Origin of the sequence: Micromonospora sp. NPDC047762 (assembly GCF_043204655.1) — a bacterium.
Taxonomy (GTDB): Bacteria; Actinomycetota; Actinomycetes; order Mycobacteriales; family Micromonosporaceae; genus Micromonospora.
The window spans coordinates 612,274-631,362 of sequence record NZ_JBIDCQ010000001.1; the positions used below are offsets into that span (position 1 = coordinate 612,274).

Genomic DNA, 19,089 nt, shown 5'->3' on the forward strand with positions numbered 1-19,089 from the left:
TCCGCTGGTGGGCACCCCCGTGGTTGGTCCGGTCCGACATGTCGGGCGGGGCACCGGCCCAACCCGCCGATCTGACATGCTGCCGCTGGCGATTCGCACCGGATCCATCTCGAAGAGGAGGCATCGGTGACGACCGGCGAGATCCTCCGGGCGCTGCGTGCCGAATGTCCGATCCCGCCCCGGCTTCCACCACCACACGTCGATCGTGTGCAGGACTGGCTGCTCGATCTGCTGCCCGAGCTCGGCTTTCCACTGGACGACGCCGCGCTGCGCCGGCTGTCCCAGGGCGCCTTCGCCCGGTACGCCGCGCGGCTCTACCCGGCGGCGACCGAAGCCGACCTGCGGGTGCTGGCCGCGATGTTCACCTGGTTCTTTCTGGTCGATGACGCCTGCGACGGGCCGGACCGGTTGACACCGGAGCAGATCCGGGCGCTGCGCAACGGCACCCTGGCGCTTCTGCACGACGGCACCCGGCTGCGGCAGGCCGGGCTGACCGGCCCGCTGCGCCGACTGCTGGTGCTGGCCTGGCGGGAGCCGCGCCGCCGGATGCCGGCACGGTGGCGGCAGCGTTTCGCCGACGCGGTGGCCCGGCACCTCGACGGCACCTGGCAGGAGGCCGTCACCAAGGAGGCCGGCCGCCGTCCGAGCGTGGACGAGTACGTCGAGCTACGTCGGTCGACCTCGGCGGCGGAGGTGTCGTACCCGCTCGTGGAGTTCGTCAGCGGCCGGCCGTTGCCCGACCCGGTCTACCACCACCCGCTGCTGCGTCAGATCGCCCGCACCGGCAACGACCTGCTTTCCTGGTACAACGACCTGGCCTCACTGAAACGGGACCGGGTGACCTCGGGCGGGCACAATCTGGTCCTCGCCATCGAGGCCGAACTGGGCGTCGCGGAGGCGGAGGCGGCCGAGCGGGCTGCCGAGCACTGGCGGGAGGCGATGCGGCGCTTCGTCGCGTTGCGAGCCGCGGTGCCGTCGTTCGGCCCGGCGTTGGACGAGACGGTCGCCGACCATCTCGACGGGATCGCGAACGCCGTGCGCGGGACCATCGACTGGACCTTCGAGAGCGCCCGCTACCCGGTCAGCACCAGCCCGCCGACCTCAGGGCCGTAGGCCGAGCCGGATCACCAGGTCGAGCAGGGCGAAGAAGAACAGCGCGATGCCGACGAACCCGTTTGCGGTGAAGAACGCCCGGTTGACCTTGCTGAGGTCGGTCGGGGTGACCACCAGGTGCTGGTAGGCGAACGCCACGGCGGTCAACGCCAGCCCGATCCACCAGAGCCAGCCGAGACCGATCAGCGCACCGAACCAGACGAACAGCGCGAAGGTCACCACGTGCGCGACAGAGGAGGCGTGCAGCGCGAAGCGCCGACCGTACCGGGCTGGCACGCTGTGCACGCCGATCTCCCTGTCGATCTCGGAGTCCTGGCAGGCGTAGATCAGGTCGAAGCCGCCGATCCACAGCCCCACCGCCGCGCCGAGCAGCCAGGCCGGCCCGGACCCGTCCAGGGTGCCGGTGACCGCCAGCCAGGCGCCGACCGGGCCGACCGCCTGGGCGATGCCGAGGATGGCGTGCGGCCAGTTGGTGAACCGCTTGGCGTAGGGGTAGACGACCAGCGGCACCACGGCGAGCGGCGCGAGCACCAGGCAGAGCGGGTTGAGCAGGGCGGCGGCGACGAGGAAGACCACGAGTGCGACGGCCGCGCCGGTCCAGGCCGTCCGCACGCTCACCGCTCCGGTGACCAGTTCCCGACCGGCGGTACGCGGGTTCCGCGCGTCGATCCTGCGATCGAGGATCCGGTTGGCGGCCATCGCGAACGTCCGCGCCCCGACCATCGCCACGGTGATCAGCAGCAGGTCGAGCCACCGTACCCGGCCGCCGTTGATCTGCATGGCGGCCAGCGCGGAGAGGAACGCGAACGGCAGCGCGAAGACGGAGTGCTCGACGGCGACGAGCTTCAGGAAGGATTTGGTCCGGCCCGGCTTCGCCGCCGGTGCGTCGATGACGGCCATCAGATTCCGTACTCCTTCCAGCGCTTGTCGACCAGGGACGTGACCTCGGGACTCATGCTCATCCCCTCCGGCCAGCCGCGGGTGTAGCCCTCGGTGGGTAACTTGCGGGTCGCGTCGACGCCCGCCTTGCCGCCCCAGAACTGCTGGTACGACGCGTGGTCGAGGTGGTCCACCGGGCCCTCGGTGAGCAGCAGATCGCGCGAGTAGTCCACGTTGCCGAAGGCGCGGAAGGCCACCTCGTTGTAGTCGTGCACGTCGCAGTCCTCGTCGACGATCACGATCAGCTTGGTCAGCGACATCATGTGCGCGCCCCAGATCGCGTTCATCACCTTCTGGGCGTGCTTCGGGTAGCGCTTACGGATCGACACGATCGCGCAGTTGTGGAAGACCCCGGCGGCGGGCAGGTTGTAATCGACGATGTCCGGGATCAGGAAGCGCAGCAGTGGTGCGAAGATCCGCTCGGTGGCCTTGCCGAGGCCGTGGTCCTCCTGCGGCGGCTGCGACGTGACGATCGAGTGGTAGACGGGGTTGCGCTGCATGGTCATCGCTTCGATGTGCATCACCGGGAACGGCTCGACCGGCGTGTAGAAGCCGGTGTGGTCGCCGAACGGGCCCTCCGGCAGTCGCTCGCCCGGCTCGATGTAACCCTCCAGCACGATCTGCGCGTGCGCCGGCACCTGCAGCGGCACGGTCAGGCAGTCGACCATCTCCACCCGCTCGCCGCTCAGGAAACCGGCGAACAGGTACTCGTCGATGTCCGCAGGCAGTGGCGCGCTGGCCGAGTAGGCGACCGCGGGGTCGGCACCGATGGCGATCGCGACCGGCAGGCGCTGCCCGAGCCGCTCGGCGACCGCGTGGTGCGCCGTGGAGTTCTTGTGGATCTGCCAGTGCATGCCGATGGTGTTGTGCGAGTGCTGCTGCAGGCGGTAGAGCCCGAGGTTGCGCTTGCCCGTCTCGGGGTGCTTGGTGTGGGTCAGCCCGAAGTTGTGGAAGATCCCGCCGTCGCCCGGCCAGACCTGCAGCCCGGGCAACCGGTTGAGGTCGACGTCGTCGCCGCGGTAGACCACCTGCTGGCAGGGGGCCGTCTTGACCTTCTTCGGCGGCATGGACTTGAGCTGCATGACCTTGCCGAGCCCGCCCATCATGCCCGAGAAGCCCTGCGGCAGTTCCGGCTTGAGCATCTCGCCGATCCGCGCGCCGATCTCGTCGAGGTTCTCCACCCCGAGGGCCATCGCCATCCGCTTCTCGGTGCCGAACAGGTTGATCGCCACCGGCATCTCGCCCCGGGTCGGACGCTCGAAGAGCAGCGCCGGGCCGCCGGCCCGCACCGTCCGGGTGACCACCTCGCTGATCTCCAGGGTCGGATCGACCGGGACGTCGACCCGGCGCAACTCCCCCGCGCGCTCCAGCGCCGCGAGGAAGTCCTTGAGATCGGTGTACGGGAAGCCACGAGCCGCCATGTCACCCAGTCTCCCGCACGGGCTCCCGAACGGCCCAAGCCGGGTGCTGTGACGCTCGCGATCGCCCCCCTGATCGACTCGGCTTTCAGGAAGTCGCGGTGTCCCAGGCCGCCGGACACCGCGACTTCAAGGAAGGCGAGTGGATCAACCGGCAGAACCCGAACCTCGCGGGCATGGCGGGCGGTTGAGCGGGTAGCCGGGCAGGCGGCGGGCGGACGGAGGCGCGCGGGCGGACGGCATAGGGCACGGGCGGGCGGACGGACGGCGGGCGGAGGCGGCGATGGGCGTGGAACGGGTTCCGGCGGGGTTCACCGAGCAGCGGGCTCGGGTCGGCCAGATCACCATGAACTACGTCCGTGGCGGCGCCGGCCCGCCGCTGGTGCTGCTGCACGGGTACCCGCAGTGCTGGTACATGTGGCGGCACCTGCTGCCCGAGTTGGGGCGCTCCTTCGACGTGGTCGCGCCCGACCTGCGCGGCTTCGGGGGCAGCGACGCCCCGGACACCGGGTACGACAAGAAGACGGTCGCCGCCGACCTGCACGGACTACTCGACCAGCTCGGCCTGGTCAGTGACCTTCGACTGGTCGGGCACGACCTGGGGACCATGGTGGCGTACGCGTACGCCGCCGCCCATCCGCAGCGGGTGAGCCGGCTGGCGCTCACCGAGGCGCCGATCCCCGACGAGAGCATCTACACGTTCCCCGCGCTCACCTCGGCCGGGCCCGGGGTGTGGAACTTCGGCTACTTCTCTCTCGGCAATGGGCTTCCGGAGGCACTGGTCAACGGGCGGGAGTCGCTCTGGGTGGACAGGTTCACCGACGCGCTGATGGTGCGCAAGGGCAGCATCAGCGCGCCCGACATCGAGGAGTTCGCCAGCCACCTGCGCGACCCGGCACATCTGCGGGCCAGCTTCGCCTACTTCCGGGCGTTCGAGCAGGACATCGCGGACAACGCTGCGTACCGGGGCACGAAGCTGACCATGCCGGTGCTGGCCGTCGGATCGGCGGCCAGCCTCGGTGGGCAGGTTGCCGAGCAGGTCCGCCGGTACGCCGACACGGTCCGCGGCGAGGTGATCGAGGACTGCGGGCACTGGCTGTACGAGGAGCGTCCGGACGAGATGCTCGCCCTGCTGCGTGACTTCCTCCAGGCGGCCTGAGCAGGGATCCGCAGGTGTCAGCGGTCAGGCAGCGGGCGCCCAGGCGTGAGCGGCCAGTGGCGGGTCGAGCGGTGCCCGGGTGAGCCGGTTGGCGAAGGTGGACATGGTGTACGCACCGACGCCGAGCACCACGTCCAGCGCGTGCCGGGGCTGGTAGCCGGCGGCCAGGAAGTCGTCCAGTTCGTCGTCCGGCACTGCGCCCCGGTGGTCGAGCACGGCCAGTGTGAACCGGCGCAGCGCCTCCAGGCGTGGTTCGGGCAGCGCCGAGCCGGCACGCAGCGCGGTGATCAGCTCGGCGGTCGCGCCGAGTTGGGTGAGCTTGCCGCTGTGCAGGGCGACGCAAAAATGGCATTCGTGACTGGTGGAGACCGTCAGGATGACCACCTCCCGCTCCAGCGGGGCGAGGTCGGTCTGCTCGAAGCCCGCGCTGGCGGTGAGGAAGCCGGTGAGCAACTGCGGCGAGTCGGCCATCAGCGCCACCGGGGTGGGCAGCCAGCCGGACCGGCCGCGTACGCCCTCGATGGCTCGTCGGGCGGCGGCGGGCGCGGTCTCGGCGGTGTGAGCGGTGAAGACGGGCATGGCTACCTACTTTCCAGAGATTGGATCGGACGACGTAAGATGGTCAACGTGGTTGACGAAATAGTAAACGTGGTTGTCGAACATGGCAAGCGCTGATCCCGCGCGCCCCGGCTTCGCGCTGCCGCTGTTGCTGCTGGCCGGCTTCCGGACGCTGATCGACGATCTGCACGCCGAGCTGGCCCGGGAGGGGCATCCGGAGCTGCGACCGCTGCACGGGTTCGTGCTCCAGGCGGTCGGCGCGGAGGGCACCACCGCCACCGAGCTGGGCCAACGGCTGGGCATCTCCAAACAGGCCGCCGGCAAGACCGTTGACCGGTTGGTGGCCGTCGGCTACCTGGAGCGGGTCGACGACCCCACCGACGCCCGACGGCGGCTGGTCCGGGTGACCCCGCGCGGCGCCGACGGGCTACGCCGCTCGGCCGAGATCTTCGACCGGCTGCGTGCACAGTGGGCGGACACGCTCGGCCCGGAACGGGTCACCGCGATGGAAGACGACCTCGGCACGATGGCCTCGGCGAACTGGTTCCGGCTCGACGTGCCCGGCTGGTTCGGCGGCTGATCACGCGCCGCCGACCGGCTGCGTGGTTCGGCGGCTGATCACGGGCCGCCGACCAGTTGCGCGGCTCGCGGACGGTCAGAGGGTGCGGGCCAGGTCGACGAAGGCCCGCCACGCGGCCGGGCTGAAGGTCAGCAGGTCGCCGTCGCGGTCCTTGGAATCGCGGACGTGCACCCGGCCGGGCAGGTTGTCGGCGACCTCGATGCACGCGCCGGCGTCGTTGCCGCTCCGGGTGGACTTGCGCCAGCGGGCTCCGGTCAGATCCATGGCTTCACGATCTCCTCGAGCAGGTCGATCGACTGCTGCCGGGGCAGCGCGTCACTGCGCAGACTCTCCCACCTTCCGAGCAGGGTCGCCACCTCGAAGATGTCGTCCACGGCGGTGCCGCCGGTCTGGTTGTCGAGGAAGCCGAGCCAACTGCCGTCGACGGTGCGGCCGAGGATGAACGGCCCGAAGAGGCCGGCGTGCAGGCCCACACCCTGCGGCAGCACGTGCACCCTGATGTGCGGGCGGCGGGCGCACGCCACCAGGTGCCGCAACTGGTCGGCCAGCACGTCAGCGCAGCCCTCCGCGAAGCGCCGCAACGCGGCCTCGTCGATCACGGCGGTGAGCTGCGGTGGGTGCTCCCGGTCGAGGATCGTCTGCCGCTCCAGCCGGGCCGCCACCAACTCCTCCACCCGGTCGGCGGTCAGCCCCAGGTCGAGCCGGAACACCGCCCGGGCGTAGTCGGCGGTCTGCAACAGCCCGGGAATCATCGTCGCGCCGAAGCAGCGCAGCTGGGTGGCGACCCGTTCGACCTCCAGCCAGGGGCGGAACCAGATCGGCTCGCCGTCGCGCCGACCCAGCTCGCGCAGCGAGGTCAGCAGGCCGCCAGTGTCGAGCACCTCGTCGGCCCGGGTCAGGTACGCCTCGTTGGGCGCCGTGTGCCCCAGCTCGACGGCCGACACCATGGACGGCGAGTAGTGCGCGCGTTTGCCGTACTCCTCCTGGGTCAGCCCGGCTGCGAGCCGGGACCGCCGGAGCTGCTCCCGGATCAGCGCTGCCGTGGACACCACTGTGGTCACCGCACCCCACCTTCCGCCGCAATTGTCGGGTCGTGCGACCCACCTGCCGCACGGTAGCGAGCACTCAACGCTGCGTCATGCCGTGACGCGCATATCGGGGTAACGCGAGCTGCGACCCGCCCGGGGTGGCCGGCAAGCACAAGATCCACTCGGGTTTCGCGAAGTCGCGGTGTCCCGGGCCGCAGGACACCCCGACTCCTGAAAGCCGAGTGGATCAACGGGCGACCAGGCGCGGGCCACCGCCATCTCGCCGCCCAGGGCCGGGTCAAGCCCGGCAGACACATCTCACCGTGCCTGGCCGAACGGCGGGACGCAGGAGCAGAGTGGATTCATGTCGGACGCGTACGTCGTCGGCGACCCGGACGGGTTGTCGCCCCTGCTGGTCGAGCTACGTGACGCCGTCGCCCGGGAGCTGCACGCCCAACTGGCGATGCGCGGTGAGCGGATCGAGTTGGCTGATCTACCGGAGGTGTCCTACCAGGTCACCGTCCAGGTCGAGCGGGCCATGCGGGCCTGGCGACCCACCCCGTAGACGCGGGCCGGTCACTGACGGAATCCGTGACCGGCCCGCGCTCCACGTCCAGATCAGTCCAGCCCGCCGTAAGAGTGCAGGCCGGTGAAGAAGATGTTCACGCCGAACAAATTCATCAGCACGGTGAGGAAGCCGAGTACCGCGATCCAGGTGGCCACGTTGCGCTTCACGCTGGGCGTCGCGCGGGCGTGCAGGTAGCCGGCGTACACCACCCAGGAGATGAACGCCCAGGTCTCCTTCGGGTCCCAGCCCCACGGCCGACCCCAGGCTGCCTCGGCCCAGATGGCACCGGCGATCACCGCGAAGGTGAAGATCGGGAACGCGAAGGCGTGCAGCGCGAAGGTAAGCCGCTCCAGGCCGGCCGCACCGGGCAGCCGCTTCGCCAGGATGTACGGGAAACTCCGCTTGCCCTGCTCGTACCCGCTGCGCATCAGGAAGCCGACCGCCGGCACCACGCCGAGCAGGAAGATGCCGGACGCGAAGACGATCGTCGAGACGTGGATGATGAACCAGTACGAGTTCAGCGCCGGCACCAGCGGCACGATCGGCACGTACAGCACCAGCTCGGCGGTGGCGACCAGCAGCACCATCACCAGGGTGAGGAAGAGCCCGAGCTTGCGCAGCGACGGCCGCTTCCAGAGCACCACCAGCCAGGCGGCCACCCCGATGAACGTCACCGTGAGTACGAACTCGTACATGTTGCCCCACGGCATCCGGTCCGCGGCGAGCCCACGGGTGACCAGCGCCCCCAGGTGCAGCGCGGCGGCCACCGCGGTGGCGCCCACCCCGATCAGGCCCGCGAGCCGGGCCCGCCCGGCCGAGCGGTCGACCGTCGGTGGCGAAGGGACCGGCGCGGACGGCGTCGGGACGCCACCGGCACCTACCAACTCGCGCACCGGAGCCGCCGTGGCGACCCGGGTACGGGCGTTGCCCAGCGCGTACTCGACGGCGTGGCCGATCATCGCGACCAGGTACGCCAGGATCGCGAATGTCACCAGATTGTCGGAGAGTGCGGACATCACTCGGCTCCTTCTCGCACGCCGGCCCGGTCAGCGGAGTCAGCGCCAGCACCAGCCCGTTCGGCACCGCTGACGGCGGCGACCAGCTGGGTGAACTCGTCGGCAAACCCTGGATAGTCGGTGCGCGGCAACCCACCGACCTCCATCAAGCTACTACCGCTCGTCGGAGATCCGTCCCCGGGGTCGGCCGGCACCACCCGGAAGAACACCCGGCGGCGCTTTCCGAACAGCGAACCCATCAGCCCGATCAGCAGGACGCCGCAGCTGACCAGCAGCATCGTCGAGCCGGGATCGTGCCGGACGGAGAGGGTGACGTACCGCTCGGTGCCCAGGAACTCAACTGTCGTGCCGTCGTCCAACTTCCAGGTCTCGCCCTTGCGCAGCAGTTTGGTGCCGACCTCCTTGACCTTGCCGGCCCGCACCTGCCGCTGGTCGAGCTGGTAGACCGAGCCGGGGATACCGGCGTCCAGACCGAGGTTGCCGCGGTAGGCGACCAGGTTCAGCGCCGGGTTGCGCTCGGTCGGGTACTGCGAGCGGACGAACGGCGCCTGCTCGGGCGCGGTGGGCAGGTAGATGCCGGTGAACGCCATCTGCAGATCCGGTGCGCGCTGGCCGGTCGCCGGGTCGACGTTCGCGTCCGGGAAGGCCGCCAACCCCTCGCTGGTCAGGCCCATGTCGCCGGTGGTCAGGAACGGCTCGTCACTGATCTGGCTGTTGCCGAACCGGTCGGTGTAGCGGATCACCGGGGCGTACCCGTGGCCGAGCAGGTAGACGCTCGCGTCGTTCAGGCGCAGCGGCGAGTTCACCGAGAAGTCGGCGCTGCGGGTCGGCTCGTCCGGACCGTTGACTGTCACCCTGGCGTTGAAGAACTCCGGCTGACCGGACGCCAGGAACCGGGCCTGGAAGTCGTCCAGCCGCAGGCAGAAGCCGGGCAGGTCGGCGCTGTCCACCTGAGGGCCGAGCTTCGCCTCGGCGTACTGCTGGCGGGTGTTGCAGAACGCGTTGTCCGCGCCGGCCACCAGCAGCCGGTTGCCGCTCCAGCCGTACCAGGAGCCGAGCGCCACCCCGATCAGCACCGCGATCAGCGAGGTGTGGAACAGCAGGTTGCCGGTCTCCTTGAGGTAGCCCTTCTCGGCGGAGACCTCGTCGCCGCGCACCTCGACGCGCCAGCGCCGCTTGCGCAACACCTCCGCGATCGCCGCCGCCCCACCGGGCGGGGCGGGCAGCACCGTGTGCTGCGGCAGCCGGGCCATCCGCTTCGGCGCGGCCGGCGGACGGGACCGCAGCGTGCGGACGTGGTCGCGCAGCCGGGGCGTGATGCAGCCGATCAGGGAGGTGAACAGCAGCAGGTAGATCGCGGAGAACCAGACCGACCCGAAGACCTCGAACGCGCCGATCCGGTCCAGTCGGGGGGCCCAGTCCGGGTGGTCGACGAAGTACTCGTTGACCTTCTCCGGGCTGATTCCGCGCTGCGGCAGCACCGAGCCGGGAATGGCGGCGATCGCGAGCAGGAAGAGCAGGATCAGCGCCGTACGCATGCTGGTGAGCTGCCGCCACGAGTTGCGCAGCAGGGCCAGCAGCCGGTTCGGCCGGCGGCGTGGCGCGGGCGCCGCGGTCTCCGGTCGGTCGTCGACGACCGTCATCAGATGCTCACCTCGCCCACCCCGACGGTGGTCTGCAACCAGATCACGAAGCTCTGCCATCCGCCGGTGACCAGGGCCAGACCGATCAGGATGAGCAGGGCGCCGCCGACCCGGGTGACCCAGCGGCTGTTGCGCCGAACGGCGCGGAAGACCCCGAGCAGGCGTTCGAAGCCCAGCCCGAAGACGATGAACGGTATCCCCAACCCGAGGCAGTACGCCACGGCGAGCACCACGGCCCGGTCGCTCTGGCCGCTGGCGGTGGCCATGCCCATCACCGCGCCGAGGGTGGGGCCGGTGCAGGGCACCCAACTGAGCGCGAAGACCGCCCCGAAGACCGGTGCGCCGAGCAGCCCCGCCGACGGCAACCGGGAGATCCGGAACTCCCGTTGCAGGGCCGGGATCATCCCGAGGTAGCTCAACCCCGCCACGATGACCAGCACACCGACGCCGATCTGCAACTCGCGCTTGTAGTCGAAGAACACCCGACCGATGCTGGCGAAGAGGATCGCGGTGGCCACGAAGACGACTGTGAAGCCGCCGATGAAGAGCAGCGTCCCGGCGAGCACCCGACCCTTGACCGCGCCGACCCGCGCGACCCGTTCCTTGACCGCGACACCCCCGCCGGCCGGCACGGGATCGGCCTGCGGCCGCCGGCCCTCCAGGTCGGCGCCGGCCAGGCCGGTCACGTACGACAGGTAGCCGGGGACGAGCGGGAGGACGCACGGGGAGAGGAAGCTGACCAGGCCGGCGAGCGCCGCCGCGCCGATGGCGAGCAGCAGCGGCCCGCTGAGGGCCAACTCCCGGAAGGTCTCGCCCATCAGTTCGGTGCCGGCTTCTCGGCGGCGACCCGTTCGACGATCGGCCGTAGCTCGTCCCTGGTCACGGCGCGGCGGATCACCACGGCGATCCGGCCGTCGCGATCGAGGACCACCGTCGCCGGTGTGGAATTGGGCGGGATGTCGAAGTTCAGCGCCTGACTGCTGGACGGGTCGAAGATGCTCGGGTAGGTGACCCGCCCCCGCTCGAAGGCGATCGCCTTGTCCTTGCTGTCCTGCACGTTGACGCCCAGGAAGGTCACCCCGGACGCCTTGGTGGCCTGGTAGGTGTCCTCCAGGTCGTCAGCCTCCGCACGGCAGGGCGCGCACCAGGAACCCCAGAAGTTGACGACGACGACCTGACCGCGCGCCTGGGAGACGTCGTACTGGCCACCGGTGAGCAGTTCGCCGACCACCTTGGGCGTCTTCGACCGCTGGTCCGGCGCACAGGTGATCGTGAGGCCGTCGCTGGTGCACTGCTTCTCCCCGCCGCCCGCGGACGTGCAGCCGACCAGCGCCACCGCGGCGACGGTGGCGAGCAGACCGGCGGTCCACCTCCGGGCGTTCATCAGGCCCCCTTGGCCGTCCGGGCGGTCGCGGAGAGAGCGATCAGGTGCGCGGCCGGCTCGCTGTAGCCGATGCCCGCCACCTTCGCGCCGTCGAAGTGGAACGAGGTGAGACTCGCCAGGCCGCACTGCCGCTTGCGCGGGTCGTGCCAGAGCCGCTTGCGCTCTACGTGACGGCGCAACGTCCAGATCGGGAGCTGGTGCGACACCAGCACCGCCTCGCGTCCCTCGGCGGCGACCCGGGCGGCGTGCACGGCGGCGAACATCCGCTCGGCGATCACCCGGTACGCCTCACCCCAGGACGGGGTCACCGGGTCGCGCAGCACCCACCAGTTGCGCGGGTCGCGGAACGATCCGTCACCCGGGGAGACCTTCTTGCCCTCGAACCAGTTGGCGCTCTCGATCAGCCGCTCGTCCACCCCGACCGGCAGCCCGAACTGGGCGGCGATCGGCTCGGCGGTCTGCTGGGCGCGCTCGAGCGGGCTGGCCACCACGTGCACGATCTCCCGCTCGGCCAGGCCCTCCGCAGCGGCCTTGGCCATCTGCACACCCAGCTCGGAGAGGCGGAAACCGGGCAGCCGGCCGTAGAGGATCTGGTCGGGGTTGTGCACCTCGCCGTGCCGCAGCACGTGAACCACAGTCTTGCTCAAGGTTGTCTACCCCCCGTGACCGGCCGCTGCCGCCGCGTTCGCCGCGGTGGGCAGCGCGGCGGCGATGTGCTCCAGAGCGGCGTCGTCGAGCGCCGCCGAGACGAACCACGACTCGAACGCGCTCGGCGGCAGGTAGACGCCGGCGGCGAGCATCGCGTGGAAGAACGCCTTGAACGCGGGCACCTGCTGGGTTCGCGCGCTGTCGTAGTCGACCACGTCGGCGTCGGTGAAGAAGATCGAGAACATGCTGCCCGCGTACGACAGTCGGTGCGCGACCCCGGCGGCGGCCAACGCGTCGGACGCGAGCTTGCCCACCACGGCGGCCGTCTCGTCGAGGCGCTGGTACAGCGCGTCGTCGGCGAGCCGCAGAGTCGCCAGGCCGGCGGCGCAGGCCAGCGGGTTACCGGAGAGGGTGCCGGCCTGGTAGACCGGGCCGGCCGGCGCGAGCCGCGCCATGATGTCCGCCCGCCCGCCGAACGCCGCGGCGGGCAGGCCGCCACCCATGACCTTGCCGTACGTCCACAGGTCCGCGTCGGAGGCGTCGAGGCCGTGCCACCCGGCGCGGGAGACCCGGAACCCGGTCATCACCTCGTCCACCACCAACAGGGCGCCGTGGGCGTGCGCGATCCGGGCGAGCTGCTGGTTGAAGCCGTCGCGGGGGGCCACCACGCCCATGTTGCCGGCGGCGGCCTCGGTGATCACCGCGGCGATGTGCGGGCCCTCGGCGGCGAAGGCCTCCTCGACGGCCCGGATGTCGTTGTACGGAAGCACTATCGTCTCGCTGGCCGCCGCGCCGGTCACGCCGGGCGAGTCGGGCAGGCCCAGGGTGGCCACGCCGGAGCCGGCGGCGGCGAGCAGCGCGTCGACGTGGCCGTGGTAGCAACCGGCGAACTTGATGATCTTCGAGCGGCCGGTGAAGCCGCGGGCCAGCCGGATCGCCGACATGGTCGCCTCGGTGCCCGAGTTGACCAGGCGGACCTGCTCGACCGGGGTCCGGACGACGATCTCGGCGGCCAACTCCACCTCACCGGGGGTGGGCGTGCCGAAGCTGGTGCCCCGGGCGGCGGCGGCCTGGACGGCCTCCACCACCTCCGGGTGGGCGTGCCCGAGGATCAGCGGACCCCAGGAGCAGACCAGGTCGACGTAGCGGCGACCGTCGGCGTCGTACAGCCACGGGCCCTCACCACGGACCATGAAACGCGGGGTGCCGCCGACCGCCTGGAAGGCGCGCACAGGGGAGTTCACCCCGCCCGGCACGATGGCGCGGGCGCGGTCGAACAGGGCCTCGGAGGCCGGCGCATCGGCTGGGTAGCGGCCGGATCCGGCGGAGAAGATGTCGGTCACGATGCCGCCATTGTGACAGCGCCGGACGGTCAACCAGCAGCCACCCCGTGGTGGGGTTACCCGGCTCACCTGTGACCCGCGCCGGTCAGCAGCGCGAACACGGGGGGCCTCGTGGCCTGGACGGCGGCGGCTCACGGCCTCGACAGGCCAGGTCGGTCGGATCGCGCTAGGCTGACCGGGTGGATCGTGCCGAACTGTCCATCACGCTACACCGGACGGGCGACGAAGCAGTCTTGCGCCTGGCCGGTGAGATCGACATGCTCACAGCGGCCCAGCTCTCCACCGTCGTCAACGAGGTGCTGGCCGACCCACCCCCGAAGATCATCCTCGACCTTGGTGGCGTCACCTTCTGCGACTCGCAGGGGCTGGGCACCCTTGTCGTGCTCAGCCGCAAGGCCAGCCACGCGCAGAGCCTGCTGATGCTGACGCACGTGGGCGACTTCCTGATCCGCGTACTGGACATCACCGGTCTGCGCAGTGCCCTGATGATCCGTAACGACCAGCCCACCGGCTGAGCCGCCCCGCCCTGCCGCGTCAGGCGGTGTTGCCCCAGCGGGCCTGCTCGAGCAGCCTCACCGCCCGGTCGCGGACCTCCGGGTCGTCCGAGCGGAGCTGGGCGGTCGCCTCGTCGACCGCTTCGGTGAGCCGCCGCCACTGCGTGTCGCGCTCCCGAACCAGGTCCGACTGGGTGGCCAACTGCCGGGTCTTCACCCACAGCTCGACGAAGACCGACACCTTGGCTCGGAGCACCCACGGGTCGAACGGCTTGGTGAGGTAGTCGACCGCGCCCACCTGGTAGCCCCGGAGGGCGAGCTGGGCGTCCCGGTCGGCGGCGGTGAGAAAGATGATCGGCACGTGCCGGGTCCGCTCGCGGCGCTTGATGTGGCTCGCCGTCTCAAAGCCGTCCATGTCCGGCATCTGCGCGTCCAACAGGATCACCGCGAAGTCGTCCACCAGCAGTTGCTTGAGCGCCGCCTCGCCGCTCTCCACCGCCACGGACTGGACCGGCAGGCCCTGAAGAATCGCCTCCAGGGCCGTCAGATTCTGCCGCCGGTCGTCAACGAGCAGCGCTTTGGCCATCTGGGTCACGAAGTCTCCTCGGTCCGGCTGCCGTTGATCCAGGACGACATCAGTTCGATCAGGTCGTCCAGGTCGACCGGCTTGGTGATGTAGTCGCTGCCCCCGGCAGCGAGCGCCGACTCACGGTCACCCGGCATCGCCTTCGCGGTCAGGAAGACCACCGGAAGGTCGGCGAACCGGTGGTTGCGGCGAATCTGGCGGGTGGTCTCGTAACCGTCCTGGTCGGGCATCATGGCGTCCATCAGCACGATGTCCACCTCCGGATGCTCTGCCAGCAGACGGACACCGTCCGCCCCGTTGTCCGAGTACAGCACGGTCATCCCGTGCAGCTCCAACGCGCTGGTCAAGGCGAAGACGTTGCGTACGTCGTCGTCCACGATCAGCACTGTGGCACCGTCCAGTTGACGGGTGGCCGGCGCCTCCGGCCGTTCCGGCAGCAGCTCCAGCGGCGGCATCAGCAGCGACGACGGCAGCCCGGCGCGCTGCGGCGACGGCATCTGCGGCACGACCACCGCGTCCGGTGCCAGCACCTGCGGCACGAACAGCGTGAAGGTCGAGCCCTGGCCTGGCGCGGACGAGACGGTGATGGTGCCGCCGATCAGTCGGGCCAGATCGCGGCTGATCGACAGGCCCAGCCCGGTGCCGCCGTACCGGCGACTGGTCGTGCCGTCGGCCTGCTGGAACGCCTCGAAGATGATCGACAACTTGTCGTCGGAGATGCCGATCCCGGTGTCGATCACGGTGAAGGCGATCACCTGCTGAGCGTTCGTCAGCGCCGGCACGTCGAACACCGCGTTCTCCGCGGCCGGGGCGATCCGCAGCGTCACCGCACCGTTGTCGGTGAACTTCACCGCGTTGGAGAGCAGGTTGCGCAGGATCTGCTGCAACCGCTGCGCGTCGGTCACCAACGCCGGCGGCAGATCCTTGCTCACCCGTACCTGGAAGTCCAGGTTCTTCTCCTCGGCCTGCGGGGCGAACGCCTGCTCGACGTAGCCGCGCAGCTCGGTGAAGCGAATCTCGGTCGGCTCGACGTCCATCCGGCCCGCCTCGATCTTGGACAGGTCGAGGATGTCGTCGATCAGTCGCAGCAGGTCGGAGCCGGACCCGTGGATGGTCCGGGCGAACTCGATCTGCTTCGGGCTGAGGTTCTGCTCCGAGTTCTCGGCCAGCAGACGGGCCAGCAGCAACAACGAGTTCAGCGGAGTCCGCAGTTCGTGGCTCATGTTGGCCAGGAACTCCGACTTGTACGCCGACGCCCGGGTCAGCTGCTGCGCCTTCTCCTCCAGGCCCAGCCGCGCCAGCTCGATCTCCCGGTTCTTCGTCTCGATGTTGCCCTTCTGCTCGGACAGCAGAGTGGCCTTCTCCTCCAGCTCGGCGTTGGTGCGCTGCAACTCCGCCGACTGCTCCTGCATCTCGTGCGCCAGCCGCTGCGACTGGGCCAGCAGCTCCTCCGTACGCCGGTTGGCCTGGATGGTGTTGACCGCGATGCCGATGGTGAGCACCAACCGCTCCAGGAACGACAGGTGCAGTTCGGAGAAGGCTGACACGCTGGCGAACTCGATCACCCCGAGCAGCTCGCCCTCGAACAGGACGGGGAGCACCACCAGGTCGGACGGGGGTGTCTCGGCCAGGCCGGACCGCAGGGTGAGCCGACTGTTCGGGGAGGCGCTGACCCGGATCGTGCGACGGGAGAGCGCGGTCTGCCCGACCAGCCCCTCACCCGGCCCGAAGGTGACGTCGTGCCCCCGCGCCACGTACCCGTACGAGGAGGTCAGCCGCAGCCGCATGCTGCCGTCGGTGTCGTCGGCCAGGAAGAAGGCGCCGAGCTGGGCGTCGACCAGCGGCGTCACCTCCGTCATGATCATGCGGCAGACCTCGCCGAGGTCGCGCTGGCCCTGCAACAGGCCGCCGATCCGGGCGAGGTTGGAGTCCAGCCAGCCCTGCTCGGCGTTCTTCTTGGTCGTCTCCCGGAGGGTGACGATCATCTGGTTGATGTTGTCCTTGAGCTCGGCGACCTCGCCCTGCGCCTTGACCGCGATCCGCTGGGTCAGGTCGCCCCGGGTCACCGACGTGGACACCTGGGCGATGGCCCGCAACTGTGTGGTCAGCGTCGAGGCGAGCTGGTTGACGTTCTCGGTGAGGTCGCGCCAGGTGCCGGAGACGCCCTTCACCTGCGCCTGACCACCGAGCTTGCCCTCGATACCGACCTCGCGGGCCACCCGGGTCACCTCGTCGGCGAACGACGAAAGCTGGTCGACCATCGTGTTGACTGTCGACTTCAGCTCCAGGATCTCGCCCTGGGCGTCCACCGTGATCTTCTGCGACAGGTCGCCCTTCGCCACGGCGGTGGTCACCGAGGCGATGTTGCGGACCTGACTGGTCAGGTTCGACGCCATCGAGTTCACGTTGTCGGTGAGGTCACGCCAGGTGCCGGAAACGCCCTTCACCTGCGCCTGACCACCGAGCTTGCCCTCGGTGCCCACCTCACGGGCCACCCGGGTCACCTCGTCGGCGAACGACGACAACTGGTCCACCATCGTGTTGACAGTCGACTTCAGCTCCAGGATCTCGCCCCGCGCGTCCACCGTGATCTTCTGCGACAGGTCACCCTTCGCCACGGCCGTCGAGACCTGGGCGATGTTGCGGACCTGGGCGGTCAGGTTCGACGCCATCGAGTTCACGTTGTCGGTCAGGTCACGCCAGGTGCCGGCGACCCCGCGCACCTGCGCCTGACCGCCCAACTTGCCCTCGGTGCCCACCTCACGCGCGACCCGGGTCACCTCGTCGGCGAACGACGACAACTGGTCCACCATCGTGTTGACAGTCGACTTCAGCTCCAGGATCTCGCCCCGCGCGTCCACCGTGATCTTCTGCGACAGGTCGCCCTTCGCCACCGCGGTGGTCACCGAGGCGATGTTGCGGACCTGACTGGTCAGGTTCGACGCCATCGAGTTCACGTTGTCGGTCAGATCCCGCCAGGTGCCGGAAACGCCCTTCACCTGCGCCTGACCGCCCAGGTTGCCCTCGGTGCCCACCTCACGGGCCACCCGGGTCACCTCGTCGGCGAACGACGACAACTGGTCCACCATCGTGTTGACGGTGTTCTTCAGCTCCAGGATCTCGCCCTGGGCGTCCACCGTGATCTTCTGCGACAGGTCGCCCTTCGCCACGGCGGTGGAGACCTGGGAGATGTTGCGGACCTGGCTGGTCAGGTTGCCGGCCAACTGGTTGACGTTCTCGGTGAGGTCCCGCCAGGTGCCGGAGACGCCGCGCACCTGGGCCTGGCCGCCCAGCTTGCCCTCGATGCCCACCTCACGCGCGACCCGGGTCACCTCGTCGGCGAACGACGACAACTGGTCCACCATCGTGTTGACGGTGTCCTTCAACTCCAGGATCTCGCCCTGCGCCGCCACCGTGATCTTCTGCGACAGGTCGCCGCGCGCCACCGCCGTGGAGACCTGCGCGATGTTACGGACCTGGGCGGTCAGGTTCGACGCCATCGAGTTGACGCTGTCGGTCAGGTCCTTCCAGGTGCCGGCCACGTTCGGCACCTCGGCCTGGCCGCCCAACTTGCCCTCGGTGCCCACCTCACGAGCCACCCGGGTCACCTGCTCGGCGAAGAGCCGCAGCGTGTCGGTCAGGTAGTTCATCGTGGCGGCCAGCTCGGCCACCTCACCACGCGCGCCGACGGTGATCTTCTGCGACAGGTCACCCTTGGCCACCGCCGTCGCCACCTGCGAGATCGACCGCACCTGGCCGGTCAGGTTCGACGCCATGGTGTTCACCGAGTCGGTGAGGTCCTTCCAGGTGCCGGCGACGCCCCGCACATCGGCCTGGCCACCCAACTTGCCCTCGGTGCCCACCTCACGGGCCACCCGGGTCACCTCGTTGGAGAACGACGACAGCTGGTCCACCATCGTGTTCACGGTGCGCCCGATGCGCAGGTACTCACCGCGCAGCGGCCGACCGTCGATCTCCAACGCCATGTGCTGGGACAGGTCACCGTCGGCGACCGCAACGATCACCCGGGCGATCTCCGTGGTCGGTCGACCCAGGTCGTCGATCAGTGAGTTGATCGCCCGCTGCCCCTCCGCCCAGGAGCCGTCCAGCCCCTCGTCGTCGAGCCGCTCGGTGAGCCGGCCGTCGCGACCGACGATCCGGCTGATCCGCCGCAGGTCCAGATACTGCCGCTCCTGGAGCGAGACCACCTCGTTGAAGGCGTCCGCCACCTCACCGGCCGCGCCGGCCCGGCGGGGAAGCCGGACCTTCAGGTCGCCCCGCCCGATCCGTCGCAGTGCCTCGGTCAACTCACCGAGGAGCGCCTCGTTGTCGAGCGCGGACGGATCCGCCACCGACTGCTTCGACGTGGTCATCATTCCTCGCTCAACTCGGGGGGCGCCGGTCCGTGCGCACACACCGGCACCCCATATTGTGCCCGCGCGCGCCGTGGTGCCAGGGTGCGCGACCCGCCAGGTGGCATCGATCGCCCCGTCGACCCGCCCGATCGGCGTCGGGCCGGCACGCCGCGCCGCAAACCTCGCCCGGCTCCCGGGCCAATCGTTTCTGCGCGTCCGCCCCAACGCCCCCAACGGTGCCGCTGAGCGACGCGACA

18 protein-coding genes are annotated in these 19,089 nt (G+C 70.1%); 5 read left to right on the forward strand and 13 right to left on the reverse strand.

What is annotated here, in order from left to right:
* Window positions 1-126 precede the first annotated feature (126 nt).
* A complete protein-coding gene (locus tag ACGF3C_RS03020) occupies window positions 127-1,113 on the forward strand; it encodes a terpene synthase family protein (RefSeq protein ID WP_393218254.1) in 987 nt (328 codons plus the stop codon).
* Here the strand turns inward: ACGF3C_RS03020 and mqnP are convergent.
* Both mqnP and ACGF3C_RS03030 read right to left on the reverse strand, forming a co-directional pair.
* The gene (mqnP, locus tag ACGF3C_RS03025; RefSeq protein ID WP_357226271.1) at window positions 1,102-2,013 is read right to left on the reverse strand and encodes a menaquinone biosynthesis prenyltransferase MqnP; all 912 of its coding nucleotides are present in this window, start codon (window positions 2,011-2,013) and stop codon (window positions 1,102-1,104) included. The genes ACGF3C_RS03020 and mqnP overlap by 12 nt on opposite strands.
* Complete coding sequence (locus ACGF3C_RS03030; RefSeq protein WP_124854289.1) at window positions 2,013-3,473, reverse strand: menaquinone biosynthesis decarboxylase; 1,461 nt, start codon at window positions 3,471-3,473, stop codon at window positions 2,013-2,015. The genes mqnP and ACGF3C_RS03030 overlap by 1 nt, the downstream gene beginning before the upstream one ends.
* A gap of 280 nt (window positions 3,474-3,753) precedes the next feature.
* On the opposite strand from ACGF3C_RS03030, the gene ACGF3C_RS03035 reads away from it, so the two are divergent.
* Window positions 3,754-4,629: an alpha/beta fold hydrolase gene (locus ACGF3C_RS03035; RefSeq protein ID WP_393218259.1), complete on the forward strand. Its 876-nt coding sequence runs from the start codon at window positions 3,754-3,756 to the stop codon at window positions 4,627-4,629.
* Window positions 4,630-4,653: 24 nt separating this feature from the next.
* Here ACGF3C_RS03035 and ACGF3C_RS03040 read toward each other — a convergent pair whose 3' ends face one another.
* Window positions 4,654-5,208, reverse strand: coding sequence for a carboxymuconolactone decarboxylase family protein (locus ACGF3C_RS03040; RefSeq protein WP_393218262.1), 555 nt, complete (start codon window positions 5,206-5,208; stop codon window positions 4,654-4,656).
* A gap of 82 nt (window positions 5,209-5,290) precedes the next feature.
* On the opposite strand from ACGF3C_RS03040, the gene ACGF3C_RS03045 reads away from it, so the two are divergent.
* Complete coding sequence (locus tag ACGF3C_RS03045) at window positions 5,291-5,767, forward strand: MarR family transcriptional regulator (RefSeq protein WP_357197902.1); 477 nt, start codon at window positions 5,291-5,293, stop codon at window positions 5,765-5,767.
* Between the two features lie 75 nt (window positions 5,768-5,842).
* Here the strand turns inward: ACGF3C_RS03045 and ACGF3C_RS03050 are convergent, their stop codons facing one another.
* Both ACGF3C_RS03050 and ACGF3C_RS03055 read right to left on the reverse strand, forming a co-directional pair.
* On the reverse strand, window positions 5,843-6,031 hold the full coding sequence (locus tag ACGF3C_RS03050; RefSeq protein WP_393218267.1) for a DUF397 domain-containing protein: 189 nt from the start codon (window positions 6,029-6,031) through the stop codon (window positions 5,843-5,845).
* The gene (locus ACGF3C_RS03055) at window positions 6,022-6,828 is read right to left on the reverse strand and encodes a Scr1 family TA system antitoxin-like transcriptional regulator (RefSeq protein ID WP_393218270.1); all 807 of its coding nucleotides are present in this window, start codon (window positions 6,826-6,828) and stop codon (window positions 6,022-6,024) included. The genes ACGF3C_RS03050 and ACGF3C_RS03055 overlap by 10 nt, the downstream gene beginning before the upstream one ends.
* A 331-nt stretch (window positions 6,829-7,159) precedes the next feature.
* On the opposite strand from ACGF3C_RS03055, the gene ACGF3C_RS03060 reads away from it, so the two are divergent.
* Complete coding sequence (locus tag ACGF3C_RS03060; RefSeq protein ID WP_357197894.1) at window positions 7,160-7,360, forward strand: hypothetical protein; 201 nt, start codon at window positions 7,160-7,162, stop codon at window positions 7,358-7,360.
* Window positions 7,361-7,413: 53 nt separating this feature from the next.
* On the opposite strand, the gene ccsB is transcribed toward ACGF3C_RS03060, so the two are convergent.
* From ccsB to hemL, 6 genes are read right to left on the reverse strand one after another with little or no spacing between them, the layout of a single operon-like run.
* Window positions 7,414-8,379, reverse strand: coding sequence for a c-type cytochrome biogenesis protein CcsB (ccsB, locus tag ACGF3C_RS03065; RefSeq protein WP_355004804.1), 966 nt, complete (start codon window positions 8,377-8,379; stop codon window positions 7,414-7,416).
* A complete protein-coding gene (locus ACGF3C_RS03070; protein WP_357197890.1) occupies window positions 8,379-10,022 on the reverse strand; it encodes a cytochrome c biogenesis protein ResB in 1,644 nt (547 codons plus the stop codon). The genes ccsB and ACGF3C_RS03070 overlap by 1 nt, the downstream gene beginning before the upstream one ends.
* Window positions 10,022-10,840 carry a cytochrome c biogenesis protein CcdA gene (locus tag ACGF3C_RS03075; protein WP_357226303.1) on the reverse strand — a complete coding sequence of 273 codons (819 nt, stop codon included), beginning with the start codon at window positions 10,838-10,840 and terminating at the stop codon, window positions 10,022-10,024. The genes ACGF3C_RS03070 and ACGF3C_RS03075 overlap by 1 nt, the downstream gene beginning before the upstream one ends.
* The gene (locus tag ACGF3C_RS03080) at window positions 10,840-11,406 is read right to left on the reverse strand and encodes a TlpA family protein disulfide reductase (RefSeq protein ID WP_393218276.1); all 567 of its coding nucleotides are present in this window, start codon (window positions 11,404-11,406) and stop codon (window positions 10,840-10,842) included. Before ACGF3C_RS03080 ends, ACGF3C_RS03075 begins: the two co-directional genes overlap by 1 nt.
* Window positions 11,406-12,053 (reverse strand): histidine phosphatase family protein, encoded by a 648-nt coding sequence (locus tag ACGF3C_RS03085; protein ID WP_355004800.1) that lies wholly within the window; start codon window positions 12,051-12,053, stop codon window positions 11,406-11,408. Before ACGF3C_RS03085 ends, ACGF3C_RS03080 begins: the two co-directional genes overlap by 1 nt.
* Before the next feature lie 6 nt (window positions 12,054-12,059).
* Window positions 12,060-13,397 carry a glutamate-1-semialdehyde 2,1-aminomutase gene (gene hemL / locus ACGF3C_RS03090; protein ID WP_357232956.1) on the reverse strand — a complete coding sequence of 446 codons (1,338 nt, stop codon included), beginning with the start codon at window positions 13,395-13,397 and terminating at the stop codon, window positions 12,060-12,062.
* Between the two features lie 179 nt (window positions 13,398-13,576).
* On the opposite strand from hemL, the gene ACGF3C_RS03095 reads away from it, so the two are divergent.
* Window positions 13,577-13,912 (forward strand): STAS domain-containing protein, encoded by a 336-nt coding sequence (locus ACGF3C_RS03095; RefSeq protein ID WP_355004798.1) that lies wholly within the window; start codon window positions 13,577-13,579, stop codon window positions 13,910-13,912.
* 19 nt (window positions 13,913-13,931) lie between these two features.
* Here ACGF3C_RS03095 and ACGF3C_RS03100 read toward each other — a convergent pair whose 3' ends face one another.
* Window positions 13,932-14,486, reverse strand: coding sequence for a response regulator (locus ACGF3C_RS03100; protein WP_355004797.1), 555 nt, complete (start codon window positions 14,484-14,486; stop codon window positions 13,932-13,934).
* Window positions 14,483-18,850 (reverse strand): HAMP domain-containing protein, encoded by a 4,368-nt coding sequence (locus ACGF3C_RS03105; protein WP_355004796.1) that lies wholly within the window; start codon window positions 18,848-18,850, stop codon window positions 14,483-14,485. Before ACGF3C_RS03105 ends, ACGF3C_RS03100 begins: the two co-directional genes overlap by 4 nt.
* Window positions 18,851-19,089: the final 239 nt, after the last annotated feature.